We start from the raw sequence: 21,704 nt of genomic DNA on the forward strand, positions 1-21,704 counted from the left end.
TATTCAAGTTCTTGTCTTGATATCTACAATCTTACCACGGTTGTTTTCGCAAGTTGCGATCTAATTCACAGATGGCCTGTGATATCGATTGCCCTCAACAACGCATAGATGGTCTCGACAAGCTCGCAAAACATAATTTCGCAAAACTTAACACTGCCGAACTTAATACAGTGCCTTTTTGTAGTAACCTTTTCTAGGTTAGCTAATATAGCCAACCGATGTGTCTTTCTGAAGATGGAGATGATTCGCAATACGAGGGATGATTTTAGGGATGATCCTATCGCAAAAAGTTCACATAAAATACTTTGTTTTTAATAAAACTGTCACGAGGCTGAAAAATTAATTTAAAATAAAGATAAGCTTATAACTTTATAGGTATAGGTAGAGGAAAAGCAGTCACTGGCTTGATCCCCAGTCCAAGCTCTGCTGCATTTTTAACAATAAATTTTAATTAGTTCTCAGCAGCGCAGTAAAAATCCACCTAGTGCTTGGAAAGCAGCACTTTTTTGGAATGTCGCAGAGTCCACGCGATCGCAAAACTCAATTAAATATGCTCAAAAACGATTCATCCAAGTATCTGCCAACCTTAGCTCAAGTAATTGACTGCTACCCCTTGACAGTTGCGCCCGATACCCCACTAGCAGAAGTAATTACCCTGATGGGCCAACGGCGCGGAAGTTGCTCTCTAAACACAGCCATTCCACCAACGGATATCTATCAGCAACTAACAGAAATCGCACATCCCCCCACCTCAAGCGCATTTAGAGACGCGACAGGTATCTGCGTCTTTGTCGTGGAAGAATCCCTAGAAAAATTATCCTCGCACTCTGCTCCACCTTCTCAATTGCAAGGAATCTTCACCGAGAGGGATCTTGTCGATTTGATTGCCTCGGGCAAAAACTTAAAAGGTGTCACCATCGCAGAAGTGATGAAGCAGCCGGCAGCAACTCTGACAAAATCCGAGACTCAAGACATTTTCAGCGCCCTAATTTTGCTGGGCCAACGAAGAATTAAGCATTTGCCAATATTGGACACTGACGGTCAACTATTAGGAGTAATTACGCCGGAAAGCATTCGCCAAGCCATGCTGAAACCGGCAAATATCTTAAAAATGCGCCGCGTGAAAGAAGTAATGACCGCACAAGTCATTCAAGCACCTCGCTCCGCGTCAGTTAGGAGTTTAGCCGAATTGATGGCGCAGCACCGCGTTAGCTGCGTAGTAATTACCGAATCAACAGAATTATCGATGAATTTACCGTTCCCCATTCCATTAGGTATAGTAACAGAACGAGATATTGTAGAATTTCAAGCTTTAGATATAGATTTGTCGAAAACGATCGCCCAAACAGTGATGAGTACCCCTTTATTTAGCCTCAAGCAAGAAGACTCGCTGTGGGTAGCTCATCAGGAAATGCACGAGCGTTTAGTCCGCAGGTTGGTAGTAACGGGGGAAGGCGGAGAACTCCTGGGAATAGTTACTCAAACCAACATACTGCGCGTACTTGACCCGATGGAAATGTCCGGGGCGATCGATGTTCTGCACGATTCAGTAGCAGAAAGGACTAAGGAATTGCAAAAAGCGATCACATCGCTCAGCTTGACTAACGCCAGACTAGAAAGCGAAATTGCTACCCGCGTGCGGGCTGAGGCCAGGCTCCACCTTTTAGAATCTGCTGTAGTGAACGCTAACGACGCGATCGTGATTATGGATGCCGGAGACAGCGATATCTCTGACCCCACAATCATCTATGCCAACGAAGCTTTTACCCAAATGACGGGCTACCTACCCGAAGAAATCATCGGGAAAACCCCCAGTTGCTTGCGTGGCCCAGAAAGCGACCCCACCCAAGTCGCTAAAATTCGCCGTACTTTCTCTCGCCGAGAACCCCTACGCCTGGAATTGATTAACTACCGCAAAGACGGTTCAACATATTGGGTGGAACTCAACAGCGTACCCATTACCGACACCTCCGGGAACGTTACCCACTGGGTGTCGGTGCAGCGAGATATTACCGATCGCAAGCGCATGGAACAAGCATTTTTTAAAGAAAAAGAACTTGCTCAGGTTACTCTACAATCGATCGGCGATGGCGTCATCACTACTGACGCCGACGGCTGCATTTTCACCCTGAATCCAGTTGCCGAAACACTCACGGGTTGGTCTACCTCGGAAGCTAAGGGTTTGCCCCTCGCCCGCGTGCTGAGAATAGTTGACGAAACTACCAGGCGGCCGATTGAAGATATCGCTGAAATTGCTTTGTGCGAAGGTCGGATTGTTGACCAAGGAAACAACAGCTTGCTGATTGACCGCAACAACACCGAATTTGCGATCGACCACTGCCTCGCCCCCATCCACGCCAGCAGCGGCGAAATTGTCGGGGCCGTCGTTGTGTTCCGAGATGTTACGCAAGTGCGAACTCAAGCGCGGCAACTCACCTGGCAGGCAACTCATGACCCGCTGACACAATTAGTCAACCGCCGGGAATTTGAGTACCAGCTAGAGCACGCCCTGCACAGCGCTCAAGGTTACGGGCAAGAACACGTTATGCTTTACCTGGATCTCGATCGCTTCAAAATAGTTAACGACACCTGCGGTCATGCTGCTGGGGACGAACTACTGCGCCAAGTCAGCCAGCTATTTAAAAGCAATATCCGCAAAACCGATATTTTGGCACGTCTGGGTGGCGATGAATTTGCCGTACTCCTGTACCATTGTCCCGTCGAACGAGGATTGAATGTTGCAGAATCGCTGCTGCGAAGCATTCAGCGATTCCGCTTTGGGTGGCAGGATAAAACTTTTTCGATCGGCGTCAGTATCGGTTTGGTAGTAATCAATCCCAAAACAGCCTCGACATCTGCGATTTTGAGCGCGGCCGATATTGCCTGTTACGCTGCGAAAAATAAAGGCCGCAACCGCGTGCAGGTTTATCAAGCCGGCGATCAAGAATTAATTAAACAGCACGGCGAAACGCAGTGGGTGGTGCAAATTAATCAAGCTTTAGAAGAGAATCGCTTTTGCTTGTACTCTCAGCCGATCGTACCTTTGCTTAACTCTCCAACCACCGGAACCCACTGCGAAATCCTGCTGCGCCTCCAGCTTGAAACTGGTCAGGTGGTGTCGCCGATGGCGTTTATTCCGGCGGCCGAACGCTACAACTTGATGCACGCGATCGACCGCTGGGTAATTCGCACTTTATTTAGCCAGTTATCTAAAATTTTCACAGCAAATTTATTTGTCCAAAACCCCGAGGTAGACAGCGATAAAATAGTTACCTTCCCTGCTTGCTCTCTTTTGTCTAATCCGCAATCCTCCTTTGGCAAATATCCCAGCCTTTATTCAATCAACCTTTCTGGGGACAGCCTCAACGAAGAAAAGTTTATCGAGTTTATTCAGGAGCAGTTTTCCATCCATCAAATACCGCCGCAAATAATTTGTTTTGAAATTACCGAAACCGTGGCGATCGGTAATCTCACAAAGGCAGCCAGCTTAATTTGGCAACTCAAGGAACTAGGCTGCCAGTTTGCCTTGGACGACTTCGGCAGCGGGATGTCTTCCTTTGCTTATCTGAAAAGCTTACCCGTTGATTATCTCAAAATTGATGGCAACTTTATTAAGAATATTGCCGACAATCCTATTGATATTGCAATGGTGGAAGCTATTACCAAAATTGCTCATGTCATGGGAATTAAAACTATTGCCGAATATGTGGAAAATCAAACAATTATGGATAAACTAAATGAACTTGGGGTAGATTACGCTCAAGGTTATCATTTGGGAAAACCTCAACCTTGTAACTTCACCTCTCCTAGTTTAGCGGATGTTTTGGGGGATTTTACGGTTAATTCTTTTGCTCTTGAGGCTAAGCTGGTTTCTTGAAAAAGCAAGTTCGGCAACGAGCCAGCAATGGGATTTAAGGGATGGATGTTGAGGGATGAAGGAAAAGGGAGATTTTAAGTTGTCCTATCGTTTACTGTTGTTTGGGAATGATTTAAACGCAGAGACCGCAGAGGGCGCTGAGTCACAGAAGAGAGAGATGAATAATTCCGATACCAACGGATTTGATATCAGATTAATTCTCCCTTCCCCTTCCCCATTACCCATTAGCCATTACCTTCTACATTAGTTTCCGCCGCTTCAATGTACTGACTGTCTAACAAAAAAGCACCTTTTTCAAAGCGAATTCCCCAATAATTGCCGGGACGCCGATCGAACACAACGCCTTCAGCGCCGATCGCAATTAGATTCGCCGGCCGCAGCATTGGCATCGGTTCGGCAGTTTTGACGTAAGGTGGCATCGCCACAACTCGGACTTTTTGACCGATTGTAAATTCTTTTTCCATGAGTTTTATTCCTTTTGGCGATCGGCATAATCTAATGGTAACTGGGAGTGCGATCGAGAGCGATGAAATTTTAGACAGTATCTTTCATGCGTTTAGCCAACAAACAATCCTCAAAGCTAAAGGATTCTTCGTCTAAAAAGCTGGAGATTGCCATTTCGATCGCGGCTTCGAGAGAACATTCAAGTTCAGCGGACTTGGACAAGAGGGCAGCTTTTATATAGTCAGGCAAATAATCGACCAACTGATGAATAGCTTCTGGAGAAAGGTGTTGCGTGGCGATTGTTTGATTCATAACTCTCTGGGGATTTTAACGTTGTAGGGAGGGTTGCTGGCTTGGAGGATGAGGGTTTCTAATTCATATGATAACCCCGGTCTTTGCCATTGGTTGAGAGTGACGAAGGCAATCCTTACTTCGTCTGGATTGTAGCGATCGAGCCAGCCCCACAGAAAGGCTTTATGTCCGTTGCGAAGTCTGTCTCGCAAGTTTTTGGCTTTGCCAATGTAAAGCAATCCTTCGGAGGAATGCCGAAATGCGTATAAACCTACTCTGGTAGGAATGGTATCAAAGTCGCGGCTGAGGGGTTGACATTGCTGGAAGGGGGTGAATGCAAGGGTGTCGAGAATTTGGCGGGCTTCTTGTTGGATAGAATCGGGCATAATGAAAGGCGAGCGTATTTGCCAGATTTTATATTGAACGATCGCCCATTAATTACCGACATTAACTTCAAGTTCAGATTCTTTAGTTGCCTCGCCCCGGTTGGCAATCGGCAAAACCAAGTGCTTCGCTATCGAGGAAATTAGCAATTGCCATTTCCACAACAATTTCGCTCGGATATTCAATTTCCGCAGCACGGGCGAGGAGGGCGGCACGAATTCGTTCTGGAAGGTATTTTAGGATGGCTTCGGCATCAGCAGCAGATAGTTGTTCCAGAGTTGTTGATTGCATGAGTCTAGTTTTCCGGTGGGATTTGAACGTTGTAGGGCGGCTCAGTTGCTCTCAGAATAATTGCTTCTAGGTCTAATAATAACGCAGGGTTGCTCTACGCCGAGAGCGGGTGAATGGCGATCCGAACATCTTCCCAGTTGTATTTGTCGAGCCATGCCCAGAGAAATGCTTTGTGTCCGCCAATAAATCTACCGCACAAGCTTTTGGTTTTACCGATGTAAAGCAGGCCATCCACACGATGTCTGACAGCATAAAGTCCAGGGCGAGAGGGGATGGTATTAAAGTTGTGGCCCAGGGGTTGGCATTGCTCGAATGGGGTGAAGGCAAGGGTGTCAAGAATTTGGCGGGCTTCTTGTTGGATAGAATCGGGCATGATGATAGGAGATCGTATTTGCCGGATGATTTTATATTGAGCGATCGCAAAAGTAGCAAATTGGGCAAGTTTATGTCATTATTGGCTGGGCGCTGCAATCTTAAATCCTAATTTCCCCCCCGATCGCACATAACACCCGATACCGATCGCGCTACAATTGTCAATCGGGATGAAAATGGCTGATCTAAAAGTAGGGGATAGTTTCTATGGCTACAAATCGTCGCATTGAGCGTGTAGCTTCACTGATTAAACGGGAAGTCAGCCTGATGTTGCTGAATGGAATCAAGGACGACCGGGTAGGTGCTGGTATGGTTAGCGTTACCGACGTAATTGTTTCGGGAGACCTTCAGCATACAAAAATTTTTGTCAGTATCTACGGTACTGATGAGGCAAAGGCCGAGACTATGGAGGGCTTGAAATCTGCTACTAGCTACGTCCGCAACCAGTTGGGTCAACGGGTGCAACTGCGCCGGACACCGGAGGTAGTATTTCTCGAAGACCGTTCTTTGGAACGGGGCGATAAAATGTTGATACTGCTGAATCAGCTTTCTGCCGATCGCAAACCGGGTATGTTTGATGACGAAGAATTGGCGGATGGCAATGAAAATGATGATGAAGATGATGATTTAGAAACAGACGAGGATTAGTATCTGAAGGTAGTCAACAGCCCCAAGTCAACAGTCAACAGTCAACAGTCAACAGTCAACAATTCCTAATTTCCCATGATTGACAATCTTTCCTTACCAGAACTGGTAGCCCAGATGTTCGTGGTGCGCGCTTCTGGCTGCTTGTTCGACCACCAAATTCGCTATCCCGAATGGGAACCAACTGCCAGCAAACTCCGCTATTATCTGGAAAATTTGGGCGTTGGTGGGGTGATATTTGTCGGGGGAAGTGGTGCGGAGTTGGCAGTTCGATCGCACCAATTGCAGTCTTGGGCTAAGTTTCCGCTGCTGCTGGCGGCTGATATTGAGGAAGGTGTCGGCCAGCGGTTCGGGGGGGCGACTTGGTTCGGGCCGCCGATGGCAATTGCTGAAGTGGCGCGGCAGGATGCAGGTAAAGCCGATCGATATGCTGAACAAATGGGCGCTGTGACTGCGATCGAAGCTAGGGCGATCGGTCTAAATTGGATTCTCGCACCCGTGGTTGATGTTAACAACAATCCTGACAATCCGGTAATTAACGTCCGCGCTTTTGGCGAGACACCGGAAATTGTCGGCAAATTGGCCGCTGCTTTTATTCGAGGTGCAGGTGAGCACCCGGTTTTGACTACAGCTAAGCATTTTCCCGGCCACGGAGACACGGCGGTTGATTCTCACTTGGAATTGCCGGTTTTGCCGCATTCGCCAGCGAGATTGACCGAGGTTGAGTTACCTCCGTTTGTTGAGGCGATCGCCGCTGGGGCCGATGCTGTGATGAGTGCTCACTTGCTGATTCCGGCTTGGGATGCGGAGTTTCCTGCTACTCTTTCTCGCAAAATTTTGATCGGGAAGCTGCGAGAAGAGTTGGGATTTGAAGGTTTGATCGTGACGGATGCTTTGGTGATGGGTGCGATCGCCAATAAGTACGGCGCTAATGAAGCTGCTGTTTTGGCTGCTGAGGCTGGTGCTGATGTTTTGCTGATGCCGCTTGACCCGGAAGGGGCGATTCAGGCGGTCTGCGAAGCGGTCACTCAAGGGCGACTTTTTATAGCACAAATCAAGGCATCTGTCAAGCGAATTTGGGAAGCGAAAATAAAGGTGGGTTTGTCGATTTCTGACCCCCCCCAACCCCCCCTTGCTAAGGGGGGGAGCAAGAATTTAGAATTGATCGAGTCGATCGACTTAAGTTTGCTGGCAAATCCACAGGCAAGGGCAACTGCTGCCGATATTTTGCGAGATTCTTTGAAATTTGGGGGAAATCTACCTTTGCAGGTTCCAAAGCCCCCAGAAAACCAGGTTTTGCGGAATTTGATTGTTGTAGATGATGTTTTGGGGTGCGAGTTTTTGGGAAACCACACTCCTGCCATCGCCTTGCCCCAACAGTTTGGTTACAAATTGCAACTGATTGACGATCGCACAGGGACGATCGCGGATAATGCAGGTGCAGAGCTTTTTTCTCCCACACTGCTGCAAATTTTCATTCGCGGCAATTGCTTTCGAGGCAGTGCTGGTTTGACCCAAGCAGCTCAAGATTTATTTAAGAAATTATTAAAGACGGGAGAACTGCAAGCTGTGCTAATTTACGGCAGTCCCTACGTTTTAGAGCAATTTTTGCCACACTTGCCTCCGAGTATTCCTTATGTATTTTGTTTCGGGCAGATGCCGCTAGCTCAATCTCTCGCTCTAGAAGTGTTGTTTGGAATTGACGCCACGGGCAATTCTTGAACTGCCTGACTCCTAAATCTTTTTTTTGCTGCTGCGTCAGGAATTAAATTCATCAACTCGTTTTCTCACGAGAAATTCTGCCTTTGGGGGGGGAAGCATCCAGAAACCGGGAATCGGGCTTTAGTGCCTAAGTCCTGAAGTGATACCAGTTTCAAAAAAGAATGCAACTGTAGGCAAGCTACAAACCCCTATCCAGTCATTCATTCCCAATTCTAAAATCTACAATCGCTCGACGCTCGCGCGACTCGACGGATCGAGTGAGCGCTCGCCGAACGTCTCACGCCGAAGTCTCAAATATAAAAGGGTATGAGCTTTGCAACAGATCCACCTGTTAGCCGGGAAAATCGGCCACATCTCTACATCCCAAGACTGCTCCGATCACTTACTCATCATTGCTAGAATTTTTTCTCACTTAACCGTAGTGAATTGTATACCTCTATACTGACAAAATTTAACTTACATATCCGGAATTTTGGATTATATTATTACCAGGGCCATAATTTTTTTTTTACTAAAACCTTGAGGGCGCATTATGATTCAGTCCACTATCAAAATCCAATACTCTTTAGATGTCATCCAGGATGAAGCCCGTCACCTCGTGCACGAGGGCGTGCTCAGCCGCCAGCAGCCCATATATACGCTGTGCCAATTTATTCCGCCCCGGGAATGGGCCTGTGTAGAGTGCGAGTTAGAAAAATGCGACTTCTTGCTGCGCGATCGCATCGCCGACCTGATCGGTTCTGAAAACTGGGACAATGACTAAAGTTTGGTTCTTTTAAATAAGTTGGTAAATCATTTTGCAAGTAAACTCCGGCTGTATTAAAGACTCTTGATTCTTTAATGCTGGGAATTTTTGACACGCAAAATTTCCAACTCGGCCCTCAGCGCTGCCATGTGTGCAGTTAACTCTTGAATCTCTAGCTTTACGTTAGGCTGTACAACCGACTCGGGAGGAGCATCAGTCGCTGCATCTGATTGCTTGGGCGAGACAGATTCGCTGTCTGGATTCTCCCGATCGCCCGGTTGAGAGAAAATAGTATCTACAAAATTCCGGGCTTCTCGATCGGTCATTTCTCCTTTTTCCAGCAGCTCATCGGCTAGCTGACCCAAATCTGACTTCAGTTTGTCAAGATTTTCTTCTCGCTTCAGAGGATCTTGCAATGTCTCAATTAAAAAGGAAGTTGCACCTAAAGTCAGGTGAAATCCTGTTTGCAGCATTTGAGGCAGGTTGTCGGGATTCATCTAAAAATGCCGCTAAAACGTTTTTCTCAGTTTTTGGTTCGCTAGTTGCTCCCAAGTCGGGAGTAAAGCCGCTTTTTAGCGGGAAAATGCGAAGTTGTCGCTCGCGATCGCCCCGATTCAGGAAAGATCAGCTTTTGGGGGGACGTTTTTCCGTTGTATTCATACTCATCGTATCATTACTTCGTAAATTAATAAATGTCAAGTGTAAATTTTTGTAACTACGCATCGAGACTTGCCCACTGGAAGGGTCAGTCTATTTGATATTTGAGATTAAACAGGACTTACGCACTGCGAAAAAAACCTGGTTGCTGGCCAACCCTGCGTAAGTCCTGTTCCATCCAGTTAAGGATACAGCGCTTCACCGGTGGAGGGGTCAAATATAAATAGTCGATCGAAGTCAAGCTGTACCGTCAGTCGATCGCCCGATCGCAAGCGAACACTCGCAGGTATTTGTAACTGTACAGTAGTTTCAGCACTCAACAAAGGCAAACTCGCCCGAATTAAAGTTTCTCGCCCCAGAGGTTCCACTACTTTTACCTCTACATCAAGAGGGACTTTTTCTAATGCCCAAACATCCCTTTTCAAATCATCTTCTTCTGCGTTTTGTGGCTTAAACATTTCTATATTTTCTGGACGGATGCCCAAATCAAATCCTTGTCCTTCTCTCGCCTGCAATTTTTTCTGAATCGACGGCGGACAGACTAAAGATTGATTTCCTACTTGAAAGGCTTCGTTACTATATATTACAGGCAAAATGTTCATGGCGGGATTGCCTAAAAATGTAGCCACCATGCGGTTAGCTGGTTTGGCATAAATGCTTTGCGGATCTCCAATTTGTTGAATTTTTCCCCCATTTAAGACTACAATCTTATCAGCTAAAGTCATCGCTTCCACTTGATCGTGGGTGACGTAAATTGTGGTAATTCCCAGCCGTTGATGCAGTTGTTTGAGTTCGGCTCTAGTGTCATCTCGCAGTTGAGCATCGAGGTTAGAAAGCGGTTCATCTAACAGAAATACTTTCGGTTCGCGGGCGATCGCCCTTCCTAGTGCTACCCGCTGCTGCTGTCCGCCTGATAGCTGTTTGGGCTTACGCTTAAGGAGGTGGTCGATCGAGAGCGATCGGGCTACTGTTTCGACTCGTTCTTGGATTTTAGTCGGGTCAACATTCCGCATCCGCAATCCAAATGCCAGATTTTCTGCGACAGTCATGTGCGGGTAAAGCGCGTAATTTTGAAACACCATTGCTACATCCCGCTGTCTCGCCGGAATGTTGTTAACTAAATTATCTCCGATGTAAAGATTGCCGGAAGTTGCGGTTTCTAAACCTGCAATTGTCCGCATAATTGTGGATTTCCCGCAGCCGGATGGCCCGACTAATACCCAAAATTCCCCGTCCGGGATTTTGAAGCTGATATTTTCGATCGCGGTGACGTTTTGGTAGCGTCGGGTAATATTTTCTAAGCGAACATTTGCCATTTTTTAACTGTAATTGGTAATTGATAATTAGTGCTTTTTACCTTCAGACTTCAGCCTTCAGAAAACTGTTCCAGTTCTAAAAGTGTGCGGTCTAATTCTTCAACTATAGGCGTTAACTCAGCTTGACCGAATGCTTCTACTAAAGAACGATAATACCAGAGAGAACCGTCTTTGCCACCTTTGAAGCGTTCCCAAACCAAGTCGCCCAATTGACGGTAATCTTTCAAGATCGATCGAACATTATAAAGTTTATCAGCAGCCGAGACTAATCTTACTGAGGCCGAAGCTGTAGAAATGCGATCGATATAAGCTTGTTTTCGCTGCCGCCAAGGGGGTTTCGGCGTCGCGTCACTGTCGGTACAGCCGTCTACAATCGCTGTGACGGTATCGCCAAAGCGGCGGCGGATGGCTTCGCGGGTGGTGTGGCCGCCTTGATCTTCGATCGCATCGTGAAGCAAAGCTGCGATCGCCTCATCTTCATTTGCCCCATATTCTAAAGCTATACTAGCCGTGCCCAACAAATGGGCAATGTAGGGAACCCCGGAACCTTTGCGAAGTTGGGTAGCGTGCAATTCGGCGGCATAGGTGAGGGCTTCAGAAAAACGGTTTGAGAGAATCATGAAAGTCACCTTTCTTAATTGCTATGATATATAAATTGTAGGGCTAAGTTGAAAAGACAAAAATTGTTTTCGTTCGATAGCTGATATCAACTCCCCCTGCCAAATTCAATAAGATCATAAAGATGCGTTCGAGAGCGATCGTGTGTAAACTTAAAATCATCAACAAGAGGTTGCGCTTGTGACAGTTACTACAATTTCACCCAAAAATGCCGACAAAAAATTAGAGCCAGAATCACAGCCCCAATTAGAAGTTATAGCAGAAATACACCCAGAATCTGAGCAAGGAAAAGTCATACCTCTTGAAGAATTTTTAGTCAAGCCTGCTGATAGAATGGAATGGGTTGACGGCAACTTAGTGGAGAAAACAGGAATGACATTCAAGCACAGTCTAGCTCAATCTAAATTAGCCCGTTTCTGGGGAAATTATAAAGACTCCAGCGGACAGGGAGGAGAAGTTCTTACCGAAATACTTTGTCGCACTAGCAAGCAGGGTCGCCGCCCCGATGTTGCTTACATCACTGCTGAACTGCTGCCAGAATCAGGCAATTTTACAGCATTTTCCCAAAGTTTTCCTTTGATAGCGGAAGTTGCTTCCCCCGAAGACAGTGGCGAAGAGTTATTTGCGAAAGCTCAGGAATATTTGGAATCGGGATGTTTAGAAGTTTGGTTGCTATTTCCTGAAGCTAGATTAATATTTGTCAATGCAGGGCAACGCTGGCAGTTGTTTAATGCCGATGAAGTTGTTAACACTCAAAGTGTGCTTGGAGGTTTTAGCGTAGCCGTCAGTGAATTGTTGGCTTGAAGGATTTGTTAAAATAATTTATTAAAACCATAAAAAGAGAAACTCCAGGTGAGAAACTTTAGCTTAAGACTGGGTTTAATGAGAAGGTGGTAACGATCAAATCGAGTTTAAGATCGACCTACAGGTAACTTTGAAGTATTGATACAGTTAACATCTGATTAGGGGACGGCGGCTTAGACTGAAAAGGAGTGACCCTAAAGGGTCAGCCGATTCCTCCCACGACTAGAAGCCCTCGGCTTTCTATGGGATTTTCTATAAGCGGTAGTCTGCGATTGGAATGGGGTTGAGAAAATTTTGGTGGAGTGCGATCGCCTTTAAATTTGAGCCAGAACGATCGCCCGATCGACTAAAAAAAACAGTCGGCTAACAGATCCGAGCTGATCGCAGCCTCCCAGCCACTCCACCAACCAACGCCCCATCAAGCAACTCAGCCATTGTTGCTCTCGGTGAAAAAGAGAAAACGACTCGCAACTTGCTGATGCGATTGGTTATTAGAGGTACGACATTAATTGTTAGCGTCGGTGCGTATTTCACCTAGCAAGTGGTGCGGAATTTGACGCTAGAAAACTTGAACCGCAATGCTTTTTTAGAAGTCCAACCCGATGCGATATTTTCCCTGTTTATTGCAGATAAAATCTGGTGGCTCTAAACCAGGTTTGGGAACTCTCAACCCTGTACCCTATCTTTACTGTTTTGAACGCTATGCTGTCAAAGTCCACAATTGTTGTTGCTAAAGGCTTTAGTAAGGTTCCCCTGCGAACCGGTCTGGTTGTTCCATTCATCCTGCAAATCTTCGCGGCCGTAGGATTAACAGGGTATCTGTCGCTGCGAAATGGACAAAAAGCAGTGAATGAACTAGCGACTAACTTGGAAACGGAGGTGAGTAACCGTGTGGATCAGCACCTCGACAGCTATGCCGCTGCAACCCGCTATTTGACCCAAATCAACGGCGAGCAAATTGACCTGGGATTGTTGAACTTACAGGATGCCGATCGCCTAGCTCAATTCTTTGCTAAGCAGGTAAAAACCTATAACGTTGGCTATATCCTCTACGGCTCTAAAACGGGCGACTTTATCGCATCGGGATATTACCGCGAGTCAACCATTCCCAACCACGGCAATCCTGACATTAGCCTGGTGCTACCGAAGCGGTACGGCAATCCAGATTTGTACAACTACATTACGAATGACCAAAGCAAGCCAACTAAAATGTTTGAAATCACCAAAGCGTATCAGTTCCAGAAAGAAGGCTGGTACGCCAAAGGTGTCGAGACGGGCAAACCAGGGTGGAGCGCGATCTATCAATGGGAGACTAATAACTACCCGTTGTCGATCGCCACGAGTCGCCCCATCTATGACAAGAATGGTCAGTTGATCGGCAGCGTGGGGGTGGAGCAGCGCCTTTCGCAAATTAGTGACTTTTTACGTGAAATTAAGGTTAGTCAATCCAGCAAGGTGTTCATTCTGGAGCGCAACGGACTTATCGTTGCCAGTTCTAGCGATGCGCCCGTGTTTTCAGTGACCAACGGCAAACCTCAACGACTACGGGGCTTTGAGAGTAAGGACGCCCTAATTCAAGCCACCTCCCAGTATCTCCGCGATCGCTTCGGCGATCTGAAAACCATTCAAACCATCCAGCGCCTAGACTTTCAGCTCCAGGGTGAGCGGGAGTTTGTTCAAGTAACTCCCTGGCACGACGAATGGGGATTGGACTGGCTCGTAGTCGTTGCCATGCCCGAATCAGATTTCATGGGACGAATTAATGCCAACACAGTCAACACGATTTGGCTGTGCTTAGGGGCATTAGGGCTGGCAACGGTTTTGGGTGTCTACACCTCGCGCTGGATTGCTCGACCCATTTTGCTGCTCAGTCACGCATCGGAAGCGATCGCCGAAGGAAAACTCGACCAAAACGTCGAAGCCTCTGGCGTTAAAGAACTGGGTGTACTTGCTCACTCCTTTAACCGAATGGCGCAGCAGTTGCGCGATTCCTTCACCGCCCTAGAGCAAACTAACCAGCAGCTTGAACAGCGAGTTGAACAACGCACCGCCGAACTCAAGTCTGCAAAGGAAGCAGCAGACAATGCCAACAAAGCAAAAAGCGAATTTCTCGCCAACATGAGCCACGAACTCCGCACTCCCCTCAACGGTATTTTGGGCTATGCTCAAATCCTCAACCGATCCAAAGCGTTGCCAGCAAAAGAACGTCATGGAGTAGAAATCATTCATCAGTGCGGTTCTCATTTGCTGACGCTGATTAACGATGTGTTGGACTTGTCCAAAATTGAAGCCGGTAAACTAGAACTCACACCTCAAGCGATTCACTTTCCGTCATTCCTCCAAGGTGTCGCTGAAATCTGCCGCATTCGTGCTGACCAAAAAAACATTGACTTTGTTTACGATCCCGATCCACAGTTGCTTGAAGGGGTTTTTGTTGATGAAAAACGGCTGCGTCAGGTATTACTCAACTTGGTGGGAAATGCGATTAAATTCACCGACAAAGGTTCTGTCACGCTCAAGGTTGCCGTAGTTGAGAATCCTCCCAATCCGTCCACCCGCTCTTTCAAATTTCAAATTGAGGATACCGGCGTAGGAATTGCGCCCGATCAATTGGATAAAATTTTTCAGGCTTTTGAACAAGTGGGCGATCGCCAGCGCCAAGCCGAGGGCACGGGTTTAGGACTCGCCATCAGCCAAAGGATTGTCCAACTTATGAACGGACAAATCCAAGTTAAGAGCCAACCCGGAGTCGGCAGTGAATTCTTTTTTGAGGTGGAACTGGCGATCGCCACAGATTGGGCCGAGCAAAACTCCCTCACAACTGGAAAACAAATTATTGGTTACGAAGGACAACGCCGCAGCATTCTGGTGGTAGACGATCGTTGGGAAAACCGAGCCGTTCTCGTCAACTTGTTAGAGCCACTCGGATTCCAACTTAGTGAGGCAGAAAATGGACAAGCAGGATTGGAAAAAATACGACAGTCTCAACCTGACTTGGTGATTACAGACTTGGCGATGCCAGTTATGGACGGCTTTGAACTGCTCAAACAAATTCGCAGTGCCAATGATTTGCAATACCAGAAGATCATAGTCTCTTCCGCATCAGTATCACAAGCCTATCAACAGATGAGTTTAGATGCAGGGGGAAATGATTTCCTGGCAAAGCCAGTGGAAGTCAGTGATTTATTTAACCTCTTAGCTACTCATTTGGAATTAAAATGGAAATATGAAATTACTGCCTCAAATGAGTCTGCTTCATCCATTCCAACGACTGCATTAGAAAACCCAGAATGCAGTATTATTCCTTCCCCTGTTGAGTTAAAGACGTTACTAGAAATGGCACAGAAAGGCAACTTAAAACGGCTACGAGAACATACAGAGCATATTGCTAACTCTAACCCTGGCTATGCTGATTTTGCCTCACAAATTCTTCAGTTAGCCAAGCAATTTAAAGCCGAAGAGATTGAAGAGTTGCTACAACAACACCTCATATCAAATCCGCTAGCATCGTCATGATAAAGTTTCCTTCAATCTGCCACCAATAATAAGCACGCTTTTCATTTTTTCGGCTCACAGTCAACAGTCAACAGTCAACAGTCAACAGTCAACACTCATTCCGGTGCAACCGGAATCGATATCACAGAGAAGAAAGCCGATGTCTAGTCCTGAATTAATTCTGGTGGTGGATGATACCCCTGCGAATTTAGAAGTGGTTTGTGAAACCTTAAGTGATGCGGGGTACGAAGTAGCAACCGCAATCAACGGCGATCGCGCTCTTAAGCGAGTCCAAGCTTATCCTCCCGATCTGATCTTGCTCGATGTTCAAATGCCAGGAATTGACGGCTTTGAAACCTGCAAACGTCTGAAGGCAGATCCCACCACAGCCAGTATTCCGATCATTTTTATGACGGCTCTCTCGGAGGCTGATAGTAAGGTGAAAGGATTTGTCCTGGGTGCTGTGGACTACATCACCAAACCATTTCAAGAACAAGAGGTGCTAGCACGGGTGAAAACTCATTTGCAGCTACGGCAGTTAACTAAAAATCTCGAACAGCGTGTAGCTGAGCAAACGGCTGATCTAGAAACAGCCTTCTCACAACTGCAGCAGTCTCAGCTTCATTTAGTCCAAACCGAAAAGATGTCTGCGTTGGGCAATTTAGTGGCGGGTGTTGCCCACGAAATTAATAACCCGCTGGGCTTTATTGCTGGCAATCTGAAACCCGCTCAGGACTATATTAAAGACCTCTTTAAACTAATTGAGTTATACCAAAAAGAACTCCCTTATCCAAGTGCCTCACTACAGGAATTCGTGGAGGAAATAGATTTGGAATATTTACAAGAGGATTTACCCAAGTTGATCGATTCGATGCAAGAAGGAGTCGATCGCATTCACACAATCAGCACCAGTTTAAGAACCTTCTCGCGTTCGGATAGCGATCGCCCCATTCATTACAATATCCACGACGGCATTGACAGCACGATCTTGATTCTCAAGCATCGCCTCAAAGCCAACGAATCTCGCCCGGAAATTCAAGTCATCACAGACTATGGCGATCTGCCACAGGTAGAATGCTTTGCCGGACAGTTGAATCAGGTATTTATGAATCTGCTGGCAAATGCGATCGATGCCCTTGAGGAATCAAATCAAGGACGCAGTTTTGCTCAGATCAAAGCTAACCCTAACCAGATTACTGTCAAGACGCAATTGTCGGAATCTCAGGCAGTGATCCGAATTCAGGATAATGGGATTGGCATTACGGATGTGGTGAAGCCAAAAATCTTTGAGCATTTGTTTACAACCAAAGGCGTGGGGCAAGGCACAGGGCTAGGATTGGCGATCGCCCGTCAAATCGTAGTCCAGAAACACTCTGGAACTCTAGAAGTCAACTCAACTTTAGGTCAAGGTACAGAGTTTGTGATTTCAATTCCGGTGAAGGAGCTCGCTGTAAAAGACATTCAGGCAACGATCTGCGTTGACACAGCATAACAAATCGTTGCAGCGACAGCAGAAACATGATTAATCGCCTCTTCAAACCCTCCAAACTATTGATATAGTAGTACGCGGTGCAAAAAACGGTAAACCATGACAGCCACAAATCTCGTCAATAAATTTGAGTACAAACCCCTATACAAACCAAATCAATTAATTTGCGGAACGGGGCAAACAGCCATTGTCAGCGGCTGGACAGTAAAAAGTGCGATCGGCAAACATTTACAAGCTCAAGAATTTGCTGCGATCGGACAACTATACTCTCCTACGCGCGGTATAAATTTCTTAATTAGAAACTTGCTGTGCAATCCTCACGTCCGCTTTTTAGTAATTCTCAACGCTACCAAAGAAGACCGCAACTCGGGTGCGGCCGCGTGCTTGCTTGACTTTTTTCGCAACGGCTTTGAAGCTGGCAAAAGCGATACTGGTAGAGATTGCTGGCTAATTAAATCTTCAATATTTGGCTACATTGATATTGAAATAGCAGCAGAAGCCTTAGAACTATTGCGTCATTCCATCGAATGGAAAGACGCGACTAATATAGTAGAAACAGTGACTATTGTCAAGTCTTTTGCCCAAAAAGAATCTGTTGAACCTTGGGGAGAACCCCTAACTTTTCCGTTAGTCGAAATCGTCCCGACTGTACTCCCCGGTGAGAAATACGGACATAGAATCGAAGGCAAAACTATAGCCGAAACTTGGGTAAAAATCATCCACCGAATTAAGACCACCGGCACCCTGCGGCCGACTGGTTATGACGGACAATGGCAAGAATTAATTGACTTGATGGCAGTGATTACAGATGAACCTGCGGAGTTCTATTTTCCCGAACCGAATTACTTACCAATAGACCGCGATTTCCTCGAACAGTACAAACCGCAAATGCTCGAAGATGCCCCGTATAACGAAGGCATTAAATATACCTACGCACAGCGGATGCGGTCGTGGTTTGGACGCGATCAAATTGAAGAAGTTATTGCCAAACTAATTAAAGAAATTGACGCGGCAAGTGCTGTAATTAGTTTGTGGGATGCCGGGGGAAATATTAACAGAAGGTCTGACGGTTCCTCAGACCACCAGCACAGCGGCAGTCCTTGTTTAAATCATATTTGGGTGCGAGTGGTGGATGGTGAAATATCGCTAACGGCAACTCTCCGCAGTAACGATATGTTTGCGGCTTGGCCGGCCAATGCAATGGGTTTGCGGGCTTTGCAGCAGCATATTCGAGATGAAATTGCGAGGCGTTCCGATTATAATTTGACGATGGGCCCGTTGGTAACGCTAAGTCAATCGGCTCACTTGTATGACGATACCTTTGAAAATGCCGATCGACTAATTCAAACCCAATATGCTAAAATCTGCGAAGATCGAGACTTTTTCGATGCAGCAGGCAATTTTTTAGTTGAAGTAGCGGACAATCAGATAGTAGTCACGCAAACCACCCCGGGCAGCGGCGAAGTTGTCACTTGTTATTCTGGAAAAAATCCTCTCAAGTTAGTGCGAGAAATTTGTGCAGCTTCCCCGGCTATCAAAGGCGAGCATATTGGTTATTTGGGAATAGAATTGCAAAAGGCGGCCGAGTGTCTGAAAACCAGCAACCAATACATTCAGGATAGAAAATGAATCTAGAAGAAGAAAGACCGAGTTGGGACGAATACTTCTTAATGTTAGCAAAATTGGCCGCTACTCGATCGACTTGTCTGGCTTTTCCTGTAGGCGCGGTGATAACTAAAAACAGGCAAGTTTTAGCAACGGGTTACAACGGTTCGCCGTCAGGTTCGGCACACTGTACTACTCAAGGCTTCTGCTATCCTGGTTTGAGTAGTTGCGACGCCAGTAAAACTTTACCATCAAGGGCGGTTCACGCTGAAGCCAATGCGATCGCCAAAGCTGCCAAACACGGTATATCTACTGCTGGGGCTAGTATTTACGTCACCTTAGAACCCTGTATCTATTGTTTGAAATTAGTCATTGCGGCTGGAATTCGAGAAGTGTTTTACGAAACGAGTTTTAACAGCGGAGAAAAAGCTGCTTTGAGAGATACTTTTATTAGTGAAGGTATTGTTGAGTTAAAACAAATTCAGCTATCTGAAGATACAGCAAAAAAAGCGGCTTTGTTTTTGTTGAATCCTACGTCTGTGGCCAAAAATTTAGTATAGGAGGAATCCTTCCCCTGGTTGTCGCAGCCACAAGAAACAACTCTGCTGTGTTCCTATAAATGATATTTATTTGGTGGCAATTTGTAGGGATACGGCAGTGCCGTATCCTCAATACCGCGTGATACAAATGATATTTATTGGACGAGTTGTAAAGACACAGCACTACCGTGTCCTTACAAAAAATAGAGAAGGCAATTAACCAAAAACCCTGCTTACAAATTGTGAATACCGTGTAGTTCAATCAATCAAACTCATTCACAGCTTGCAAATAGTCGATCGCCGCATCTATCCTCGAAGAATACCTAAAAGCAAACTGATCGAACCAATATCCCTCATCGGAATTCTTATCCAACTTTTTCAGCCAAACCTGAGCTTGCCTAACTTTCTGTCTGCGCGTTTGTACGTCCAACTGTGGTTCCGCGACTTTTTCTGCGGGTTGCGGTTGCAGTGAAGCGACTTCCTGAGCTTTATTTTGGGCTTCGTGCTCAGCCTTAAGCGGTTGCAGTGAAGCGACTTCCTGAGCTTTATTTTGCGCTTCGTACTCAGCCTTAATTTGAGCTAAATCCTTATCCAAAGGACTAGCATACAAATTTATATCTGATGTTTTAAGTGTTGCAGTTGACGGCGCTTGTGCTGGCGCCGGCGCCTGACTTTTCAACTCAGCAATTTTTTGAGATGCTTGATATTCTGCCTTAAGTTCACCTAACAGGCGCTCGATCGATTCCATAACTTAAACCCCCTAAAAAATCCTGCTGGGTCAACTGGTCCCAATATAATCACGGAAACTTCGCCCGCCTCCTCAATCAGTTATTGCATTCAGCAATACCTCTGTCAGGGTCATTCCTTCAATATCATCCATCGTGACAGTATCAACGATATCGAATTTAGCCCCCGCGCTTTGCAGTTCGTCATCCAATATCTTGAGAAACTTAGTAGCTTCCGGCGCATTCCCTACTTGAATGAAAGAAATCGCCAACTCTTCATCTCGATCGAGCTTCCGCGAAGCCTCTATAATCGTTTTCATCACTTCTTTGCGATCGTCCGGTTCTCCGTCCGTCACCACTAATATTGTTTCCCCATTTTGCTTGGTCTTACCGGATGCTTTGCGCTGAAAATAACTGTTCAGAGCGTCTTGCAGCACTGCACCTAAATTGGTAGTTCCCGAAGGTTCGTTTTCTTGGAAAATTTGCACGACTTTAGCGGATGTTACGTTGTCGTAGCGCTTGAAGCGACCGGAAAACAAATAAACTGTTATGCCATCAGGATCTAGTTCTTCGCATTTATTCGCCAATGCGATCGTCGATTCTTGCATGAGCGCCCACCGACTTTTACCGCCCATCTGGTCTTTCGTGTACATACTGCCGCTTTTGTCAATGATTATGGTATAATCGCGGTTCTGAAGCATAAAATTTTTCCTGTTAATTAAGTTTTTCCCAAAAATATCAAAACCAGCGAGCAGAAACAGTTGAGCGTTAGTTGCTCGCTGCGTTTTTTTAGTTGATTTGCGATCGCAAATAGCGGAATTTAAGCTGCAACTAAAGCGTCTTTAAGTGGCTTCCAGCTAAAAGCTCGATCGCCTCCCATTTCCACTGCTATTTTAACTCGTGGTTCTAACGTCGGCAAAACAGTCAAATACTCAATCTCCTGACTCGACAAAATCTGCCCTTCAATAATCCACAGCACCAGTCCTTTTGCTTTCGGCGGCAAATTGTCTAATTGAGTTTGCAAAATCGGCGGCACGTAGTACGTATAACCCACAGCCCCTTCATTGCCAGTAGTTTTCTTGCCCAAATGTGGGGGTCGCACGCCGTGAACTCCCGTCAAATACATCGCCAAATCGCCCAAACCCCGCGCCGAAATCGTGTGCGCCCCGTAGCCCGCAGCCCTCAGCCTGCGGAGGTAGCGCCCCTCAAATCCTCCCTCTAAAGGAACGTACAGGGCCAGCGACCCCGACTTTTCCAAATCCCGAATCAGATCAGATCCTGTCGTAATCAATCCCATAAATTTGTGTTTCCTGCTGTATCAAAATTTGGTCGATCGCTGCTTGCGAGCTTAAAATATTATAAATCCTAAAGTTGAGGCGAAAAATTCTCATCGCGGCCTTGACAAACGGCAAACACTTCATGTAACATTGTGAATTGTCGCCGTAAAGGATACTGAGTAAATTTATGCTCAAGTCCTGGCGCAAACAAGCAAGACCGAAAAAAAACTCGGAGATATAGCAGGTAAAAAGCCGCGTATCTTAACCCTTGCAAGACTTCCACAAGCTCGCTCCCAAATTTAAAACTCCAATTTTAAACACCGAGGAAGGCTGTTGGTTGATAACAGTTAATTGCAGGAACACTGAAATAAATGTTTCTGCACAAGAGCAAGCGGATTGACGTAAACT

At 46.2% G+C, this 21,704-nt stretch carries 20 protein-coding genes; 9 read left to right on the forward strand and 11 right to left on the reverse strand.

What is annotated here, in order from left to right; translation table 11 throughout:
• The first annotated feature begins 511 nt into the window (after nt 1-511).
• Complete coding sequence (locus tag D0A37_RS28325; RefSeq protein ID WP_242719656.1) at nt 512-3,877, forward strand: EAL domain-containing protein; 3,366 nt, start codon at nt 512-514, stop codon at nt 3,875-3,877.
• 224 nt (nt 3,878-4,101) lie between these two features.
• On the opposite strand, the gene sipA is transcribed toward D0A37_RS28325, so the two are convergent.
• From sipA to D0A37_RS28350, 5 genes are all read right to left on the reverse strand, one after another.
• Complete coding sequence (sipA, locus tag D0A37_RS28330; protein WP_242719658.1) at nt 4,102-4,341, reverse strand: regulatory protein SipA; 240 nt, start codon at nt 4,339-4,341, stop codon at nt 4,102-4,104.
• Between the two features lie 70 nt (nt 4,342-4,411).
• The gene (locus D0A37_RS28335) at nt 4,412-4,633 is read right to left on the reverse strand and encodes a hypothetical protein (RefSeq protein ID WP_242719660.1); all 222 of its coding nucleotides are present in this window, start codon (nt 4,631-4,633) and stop codon (nt 4,412-4,414) included.
• Nucleotides 4,630-4,998, reverse strand: a complete 369-nt coding sequence (locus tag D0A37_RS28340; protein WP_242719663.1) for a GIY-YIG nuclease family protein — start codon at nt 4,996-4,998, stop codon at nt 4,630-4,632. Before D0A37_RS28340 ends, D0A37_RS28335 begins: the two co-directional genes overlap by 4 nt.
• A gap of 82 nt (nt 4,999-5,080) precedes the next feature.
• A complete protein-coding gene (locus D0A37_RS28345) occupies nt 5,081-5,287 on the reverse strand; it encodes a hypothetical protein (protein ID WP_242719665.1) in 207 nt (68 codons plus the stop codon).
• 94 nt (nt 5,288-5,381) lie between these two features.
• Nucleotides 5,382-5,660 (reverse strand): GIY-YIG nuclease family protein, encoded by a 279-nt coding sequence (locus D0A37_RS28350; protein WP_242719667.1) that lies wholly within the window; start codon nt 5,658-5,660, stop codon nt 5,382-5,384.
• Nucleotides 5,661-5,866: 206 nt separating this feature from the next.
• Here D0A37_RS28350 and rbfA point away from each other — a divergent pair, with 206 nt between their 5' ends.
• The 3 genes from rbfA (at nt 5,867) to D0A37_RS28365 (ending at nt 8,789) form a co-directional block, all read left to right on the forward strand.
• Nucleotides 5,867-6,307, forward strand: coding sequence for a 30S ribosome-binding factor RbfA (gene rbfA / locus D0A37_RS28355; RefSeq protein WP_242719669.1), 441 nt, complete (start codon nt 5,867-5,869; stop codon nt 6,305-6,307).
• A gap of 75 nt (nt 6,308-6,382) precedes the next feature.
• Nucleotides 6,383-8,026, forward strand: coding sequence for a glycoside hydrolase family 3 protein (locus D0A37_RS28360; protein ID WP_242719671.1), 1,644 nt, complete (start codon nt 6,383-6,385; stop codon nt 8,024-8,026).
• A gap of 532 nt (nt 8,027-8,558) precedes the next feature.
• The gene (locus D0A37_RS28365; protein WP_242719673.1) at nt 8,559-8,789 is read left to right on the forward strand and encodes a DUF4327 family protein; all 231 of its coding nucleotides are present in this window, start codon (nt 8,559-8,561) and stop codon (nt 8,787-8,789) included.
• 74 nt (nt 8,790-8,863) lie between these two features.
• Here the strand turns inward: D0A37_RS28365 and D0A37_RS28370 are convergent, their stop codons facing one another.
• The 3 genes from D0A37_RS28370 to D0A37_RS28380 all read right to left on the reverse strand — a co-directional run bounded on the left by D0A37_RS28370 (nt 8,864) and on the right by D0A37_RS28380 (nt 11,364).
• Nucleotides 8,864-9,268: a hypothetical protein gene (locus tag D0A37_RS28370; protein ID WP_242719675.1), complete on the reverse strand. Its 405-nt coding sequence runs from the start codon at nt 9,266-9,268 to the stop codon at nt 8,864-8,866.
• A 342-nt stretch (nt 9,269-9,610) separates the two neighbouring features.
• Nucleotides 9,611-10,744, reverse strand: coding sequence for an ABC transporter ATP-binding protein (locus D0A37_RS28375; protein WP_242719676.1), 1,134 nt, complete (start codon nt 10,742-10,744; stop codon nt 9,611-9,613).
• Nucleotides 10,745-10,794: 50 nt separating this feature from the next.
• Entirely contained in the window at nt 10,795-11,364 is a 570-nt protein-coding gene (locus D0A37_RS28380) for an HD domain-containing protein (protein WP_242725808.1), read from the reverse strand.
• Between the two features lie 178 nt (nt 11,365-11,542).
• Here D0A37_RS28380 and D0A37_RS28385 point away from each other — a divergent pair, with 178 nt between their 5' ends.
• The 5 genes from D0A37_RS28385 to D0A37_RS28405 all read left to right on the forward strand — a co-directional run bounded on the left by D0A37_RS28385 (nt 11,543) and on the right by D0A37_RS28405 (nt 19,315).
• Nucleotides 11,543-12,166 carry a Uma2 family endonuclease gene (locus D0A37_RS28385; protein ID WP_242719678.1) on the forward strand — a complete coding sequence of 208 codons (624 nt, stop codon included), beginning with the start codon at nt 11,543-11,545 and terminating at the stop codon, nt 12,164-12,166.
• Between the two features lie 702 nt (nt 12,167-12,868).
• Nucleotides 12,869-15,682 carry a hybrid sensor histidine kinase/response regulator gene (locus tag D0A37_RS28390; RefSeq protein WP_242725811.1) on the forward strand — a complete coding sequence of 938 codons (2,814 nt, stop codon included), beginning with the start codon at nt 12,869-12,871 and terminating at the stop codon, nt 15,680-15,682.
• Nucleotides 15,683-15,821: 139 nt separating this feature from the next.
• Nucleotides 15,822-17,153, forward strand: coding sequence for a sensor histidine kinase (locus D0A37_RS28395; protein ID WP_242719680.1), 1,332 nt, complete (start codon nt 15,822-15,824; stop codon nt 17,151-17,153).
• 96 nt (nt 17,154-17,249) lie between these two features.
• On the forward strand, nt 17,250-18,779 hold the full coding sequence (locus tag D0A37_RS28400; RefSeq protein ID WP_242719682.1) for a thymidylate synthase: 1,530 nt from the start codon (nt 17,250-17,252) through the stop codon (nt 18,777-18,779).
• Complete coding sequence (locus tag D0A37_RS28405) at nt 18,776-19,315, forward strand: deoxycytidylate deaminase (protein WP_242719685.1); 540 nt, start codon at nt 18,776-18,778, stop codon at nt 19,313-19,315. The genes D0A37_RS28400 and D0A37_RS28405 overlap by 4 nt, the downstream gene beginning before the upstream one ends.
• A 241-nt stretch (nt 19,316-19,556) precedes the next feature.
• Here the strand turns inward: D0A37_RS28405 and D0A37_RS28410 are convergent, their stop codons facing one another.
• The 3 genes from D0A37_RS28410 to D0A37_RS28420 all read right to left on the reverse strand — a co-directional run bounded on the left by D0A37_RS28410 (nt 19,557) and on the right by D0A37_RS28420 (nt 21,316).
• Nucleotides 19,557-20,042, reverse strand: coding sequence for a salt stress protein, Slr1339 family (locus D0A37_RS28410; protein ID WP_242719687.1), 486 nt, complete (start codon nt 20,040-20,042; stop codon nt 19,557-19,559).
• A gap of 72 nt (nt 20,043-20,114) precedes the next feature.
• Nucleotides 20,115-20,720: a vWA domain-containing protein gene (locus D0A37_RS28415; RefSeq protein WP_242719689.1), complete on the reverse strand. Its 606-nt coding sequence runs from the start codon at nt 20,718-20,720 to the stop codon at nt 20,115-20,117.
• A 119-nt stretch (nt 20,721-20,839) separates the two neighbouring features.
• A complete protein-coding gene (locus tag D0A37_RS28420; RefSeq protein ID WP_242719691.1) occupies nt 20,840-21,316 on the reverse strand; it encodes an NAD(P)H-quinone oxidoreductase subunit N in 477 nt (158 codons plus the stop codon).
• Nucleotides 21,317-21,704: the final 388 nt, after the last annotated feature.

This window comes from Microcoleus vaginatus HSN003, from assembly GCF_022701255.1.
Classification (GTDB): Bacteria; Cyanobacteriota; Cyanobacteriia; order Cyanobacteriales; family Microcoleaceae; genus Microcoleus; species Microcoleus vaginatus_B.

What these genes read in the sequence shown, in the direction of transcription:
- D0A37_RS28325 (WP_242719656.1), top strand. Translation starts at nt 512, where the DNA reads ATGTCGCAGAGTCCACGCGATCGCAAAACTCAATTAAATATGCTCAAA.
- D0A37_RS28375 (WP_242719676.1), bottom strand. Translation starts at nt 10,744, where the DNA reads ATGGCAAATGTTCGCTTAGAAAATATTACCCGACGCTACCAAAACGTC.
- D0A37_RS28415 (WP_242719689.1), bottom strand. Translation starts at nt 20,720, where the DNA reads ATGCTTCAGAACCGCGATTATACCATAATCATTGACAAAAGCGGCAGT.
- D0A37_RS28420 (WP_242719691.1), bottom strand. Translation starts at nt 21,316, where the DNA reads ATGGGATTGATTACGACAGGATCTGATCTGATTCGGGATTTGGAAAAG.
- D0A37_RS28390 (WP_242725811.1), top strand. Translation starts at nt 12,869, where the DNA reads ATGCTGTCAAAGTCCACAATTGTTGTTGCTAAAGGCTTTAGTAAGGTT.
- D0A37_RS28335 (WP_242719660.1), bottom strand. Translation starts at nt 4,633, where the DNA reads ATGAATCAAACAATCGCCACGCAACACCTTTCTCCAGAAGCTATTCAT.
- D0A37_RS28380 (WP_242725808.1), bottom strand. Translation starts at nt 11,364, where the DNA reads ATGATTCTCTCAAACCGTTTTTCTGAAGCCCTCACCTATGCCGCCGAA.
- D0A37_RS28395 (WP_242719680.1), top strand. Translation starts at nt 15,822, where the DNA reads ATGTCTAGTCCTGAATTAATTCTGGTGGTGGATGATACCCCTGCGAAT.
- D0A37_RS28365 (WP_242719673.1), top strand. Translation starts at nt 8,559, where the DNA reads ATGATTCAGTCCACTATCAAAATCCAATACTCTTTAGATGTCATCCAG.
- sipA (WP_242719658.1), bottom strand. Translation starts at nt 4,341, where the DNA reads ATGGAAAAAGAATTTACAATCGGTCAAAAAGTCCGAGTTGTGGCGATG.
- D0A37_RS28370 (WP_242719675.1), bottom strand. Translation starts at nt 9,268, where the DNA reads ATGAATCCCGACAACCTGCCTCAAATGCTGCAAACAGGATTTCACCTG.
- D0A37_RS28345 (WP_242719665.1), bottom strand. Translation starts at nt 5,287, where the DNA reads ATGCAATCAACAACTCTGGAACAACTATCTGCTGCTGATGCCGAAGCC.
- rbfA (WP_242719669.1), top strand. Translation starts at nt 5,867, where the DNA reads ATGGCTACAAATCGTCGCATTGAGCGTGTAGCTTCACTGATTAAACGG.
- D0A37_RS28405 (WP_242719685.1), top strand. Translation starts at nt 18,776, where the DNA reads ATGAATCTAGAAGAAGAAAGACCGAGTTGGGACGAATACTTCTTAATG.
- D0A37_RS28340 (WP_242719663.1), bottom strand. Translation starts at nt 4,998, where the DNA reads ATGCCCGATTCTATCCAACAAGAAGCCCGCCAAATTCTCGACACCCTT.
- D0A37_RS28360 (WP_242719671.1), top strand. Translation starts at nt 6,383, where the DNA reads ATGATTGACAATCTTTCCTTACCAGAACTGGTAGCCCAGATGTTCGTG.
- D0A37_RS28410 (WP_242719687.1), bottom strand. Translation starts at nt 20,042, where the DNA reads ATGGAATCGATCGAGCGCCTGTTAGGTGAACTTAAGGCAGAATATCAA.
- D0A37_RS28350 (WP_242719667.1), bottom strand. Translation starts at nt 5,660, where the DNA reads ATGCCCGATTCTATCCAACAAGAAGCCCGCCAAATTCTTGACACCCTT.
- D0A37_RS28400 (WP_242719682.1), top strand. Translation starts at nt 17,250, where the DNA reads ATGACAGCCACAAATCTCGTCAATAAATTTGAGTACAAACCCCTATAC.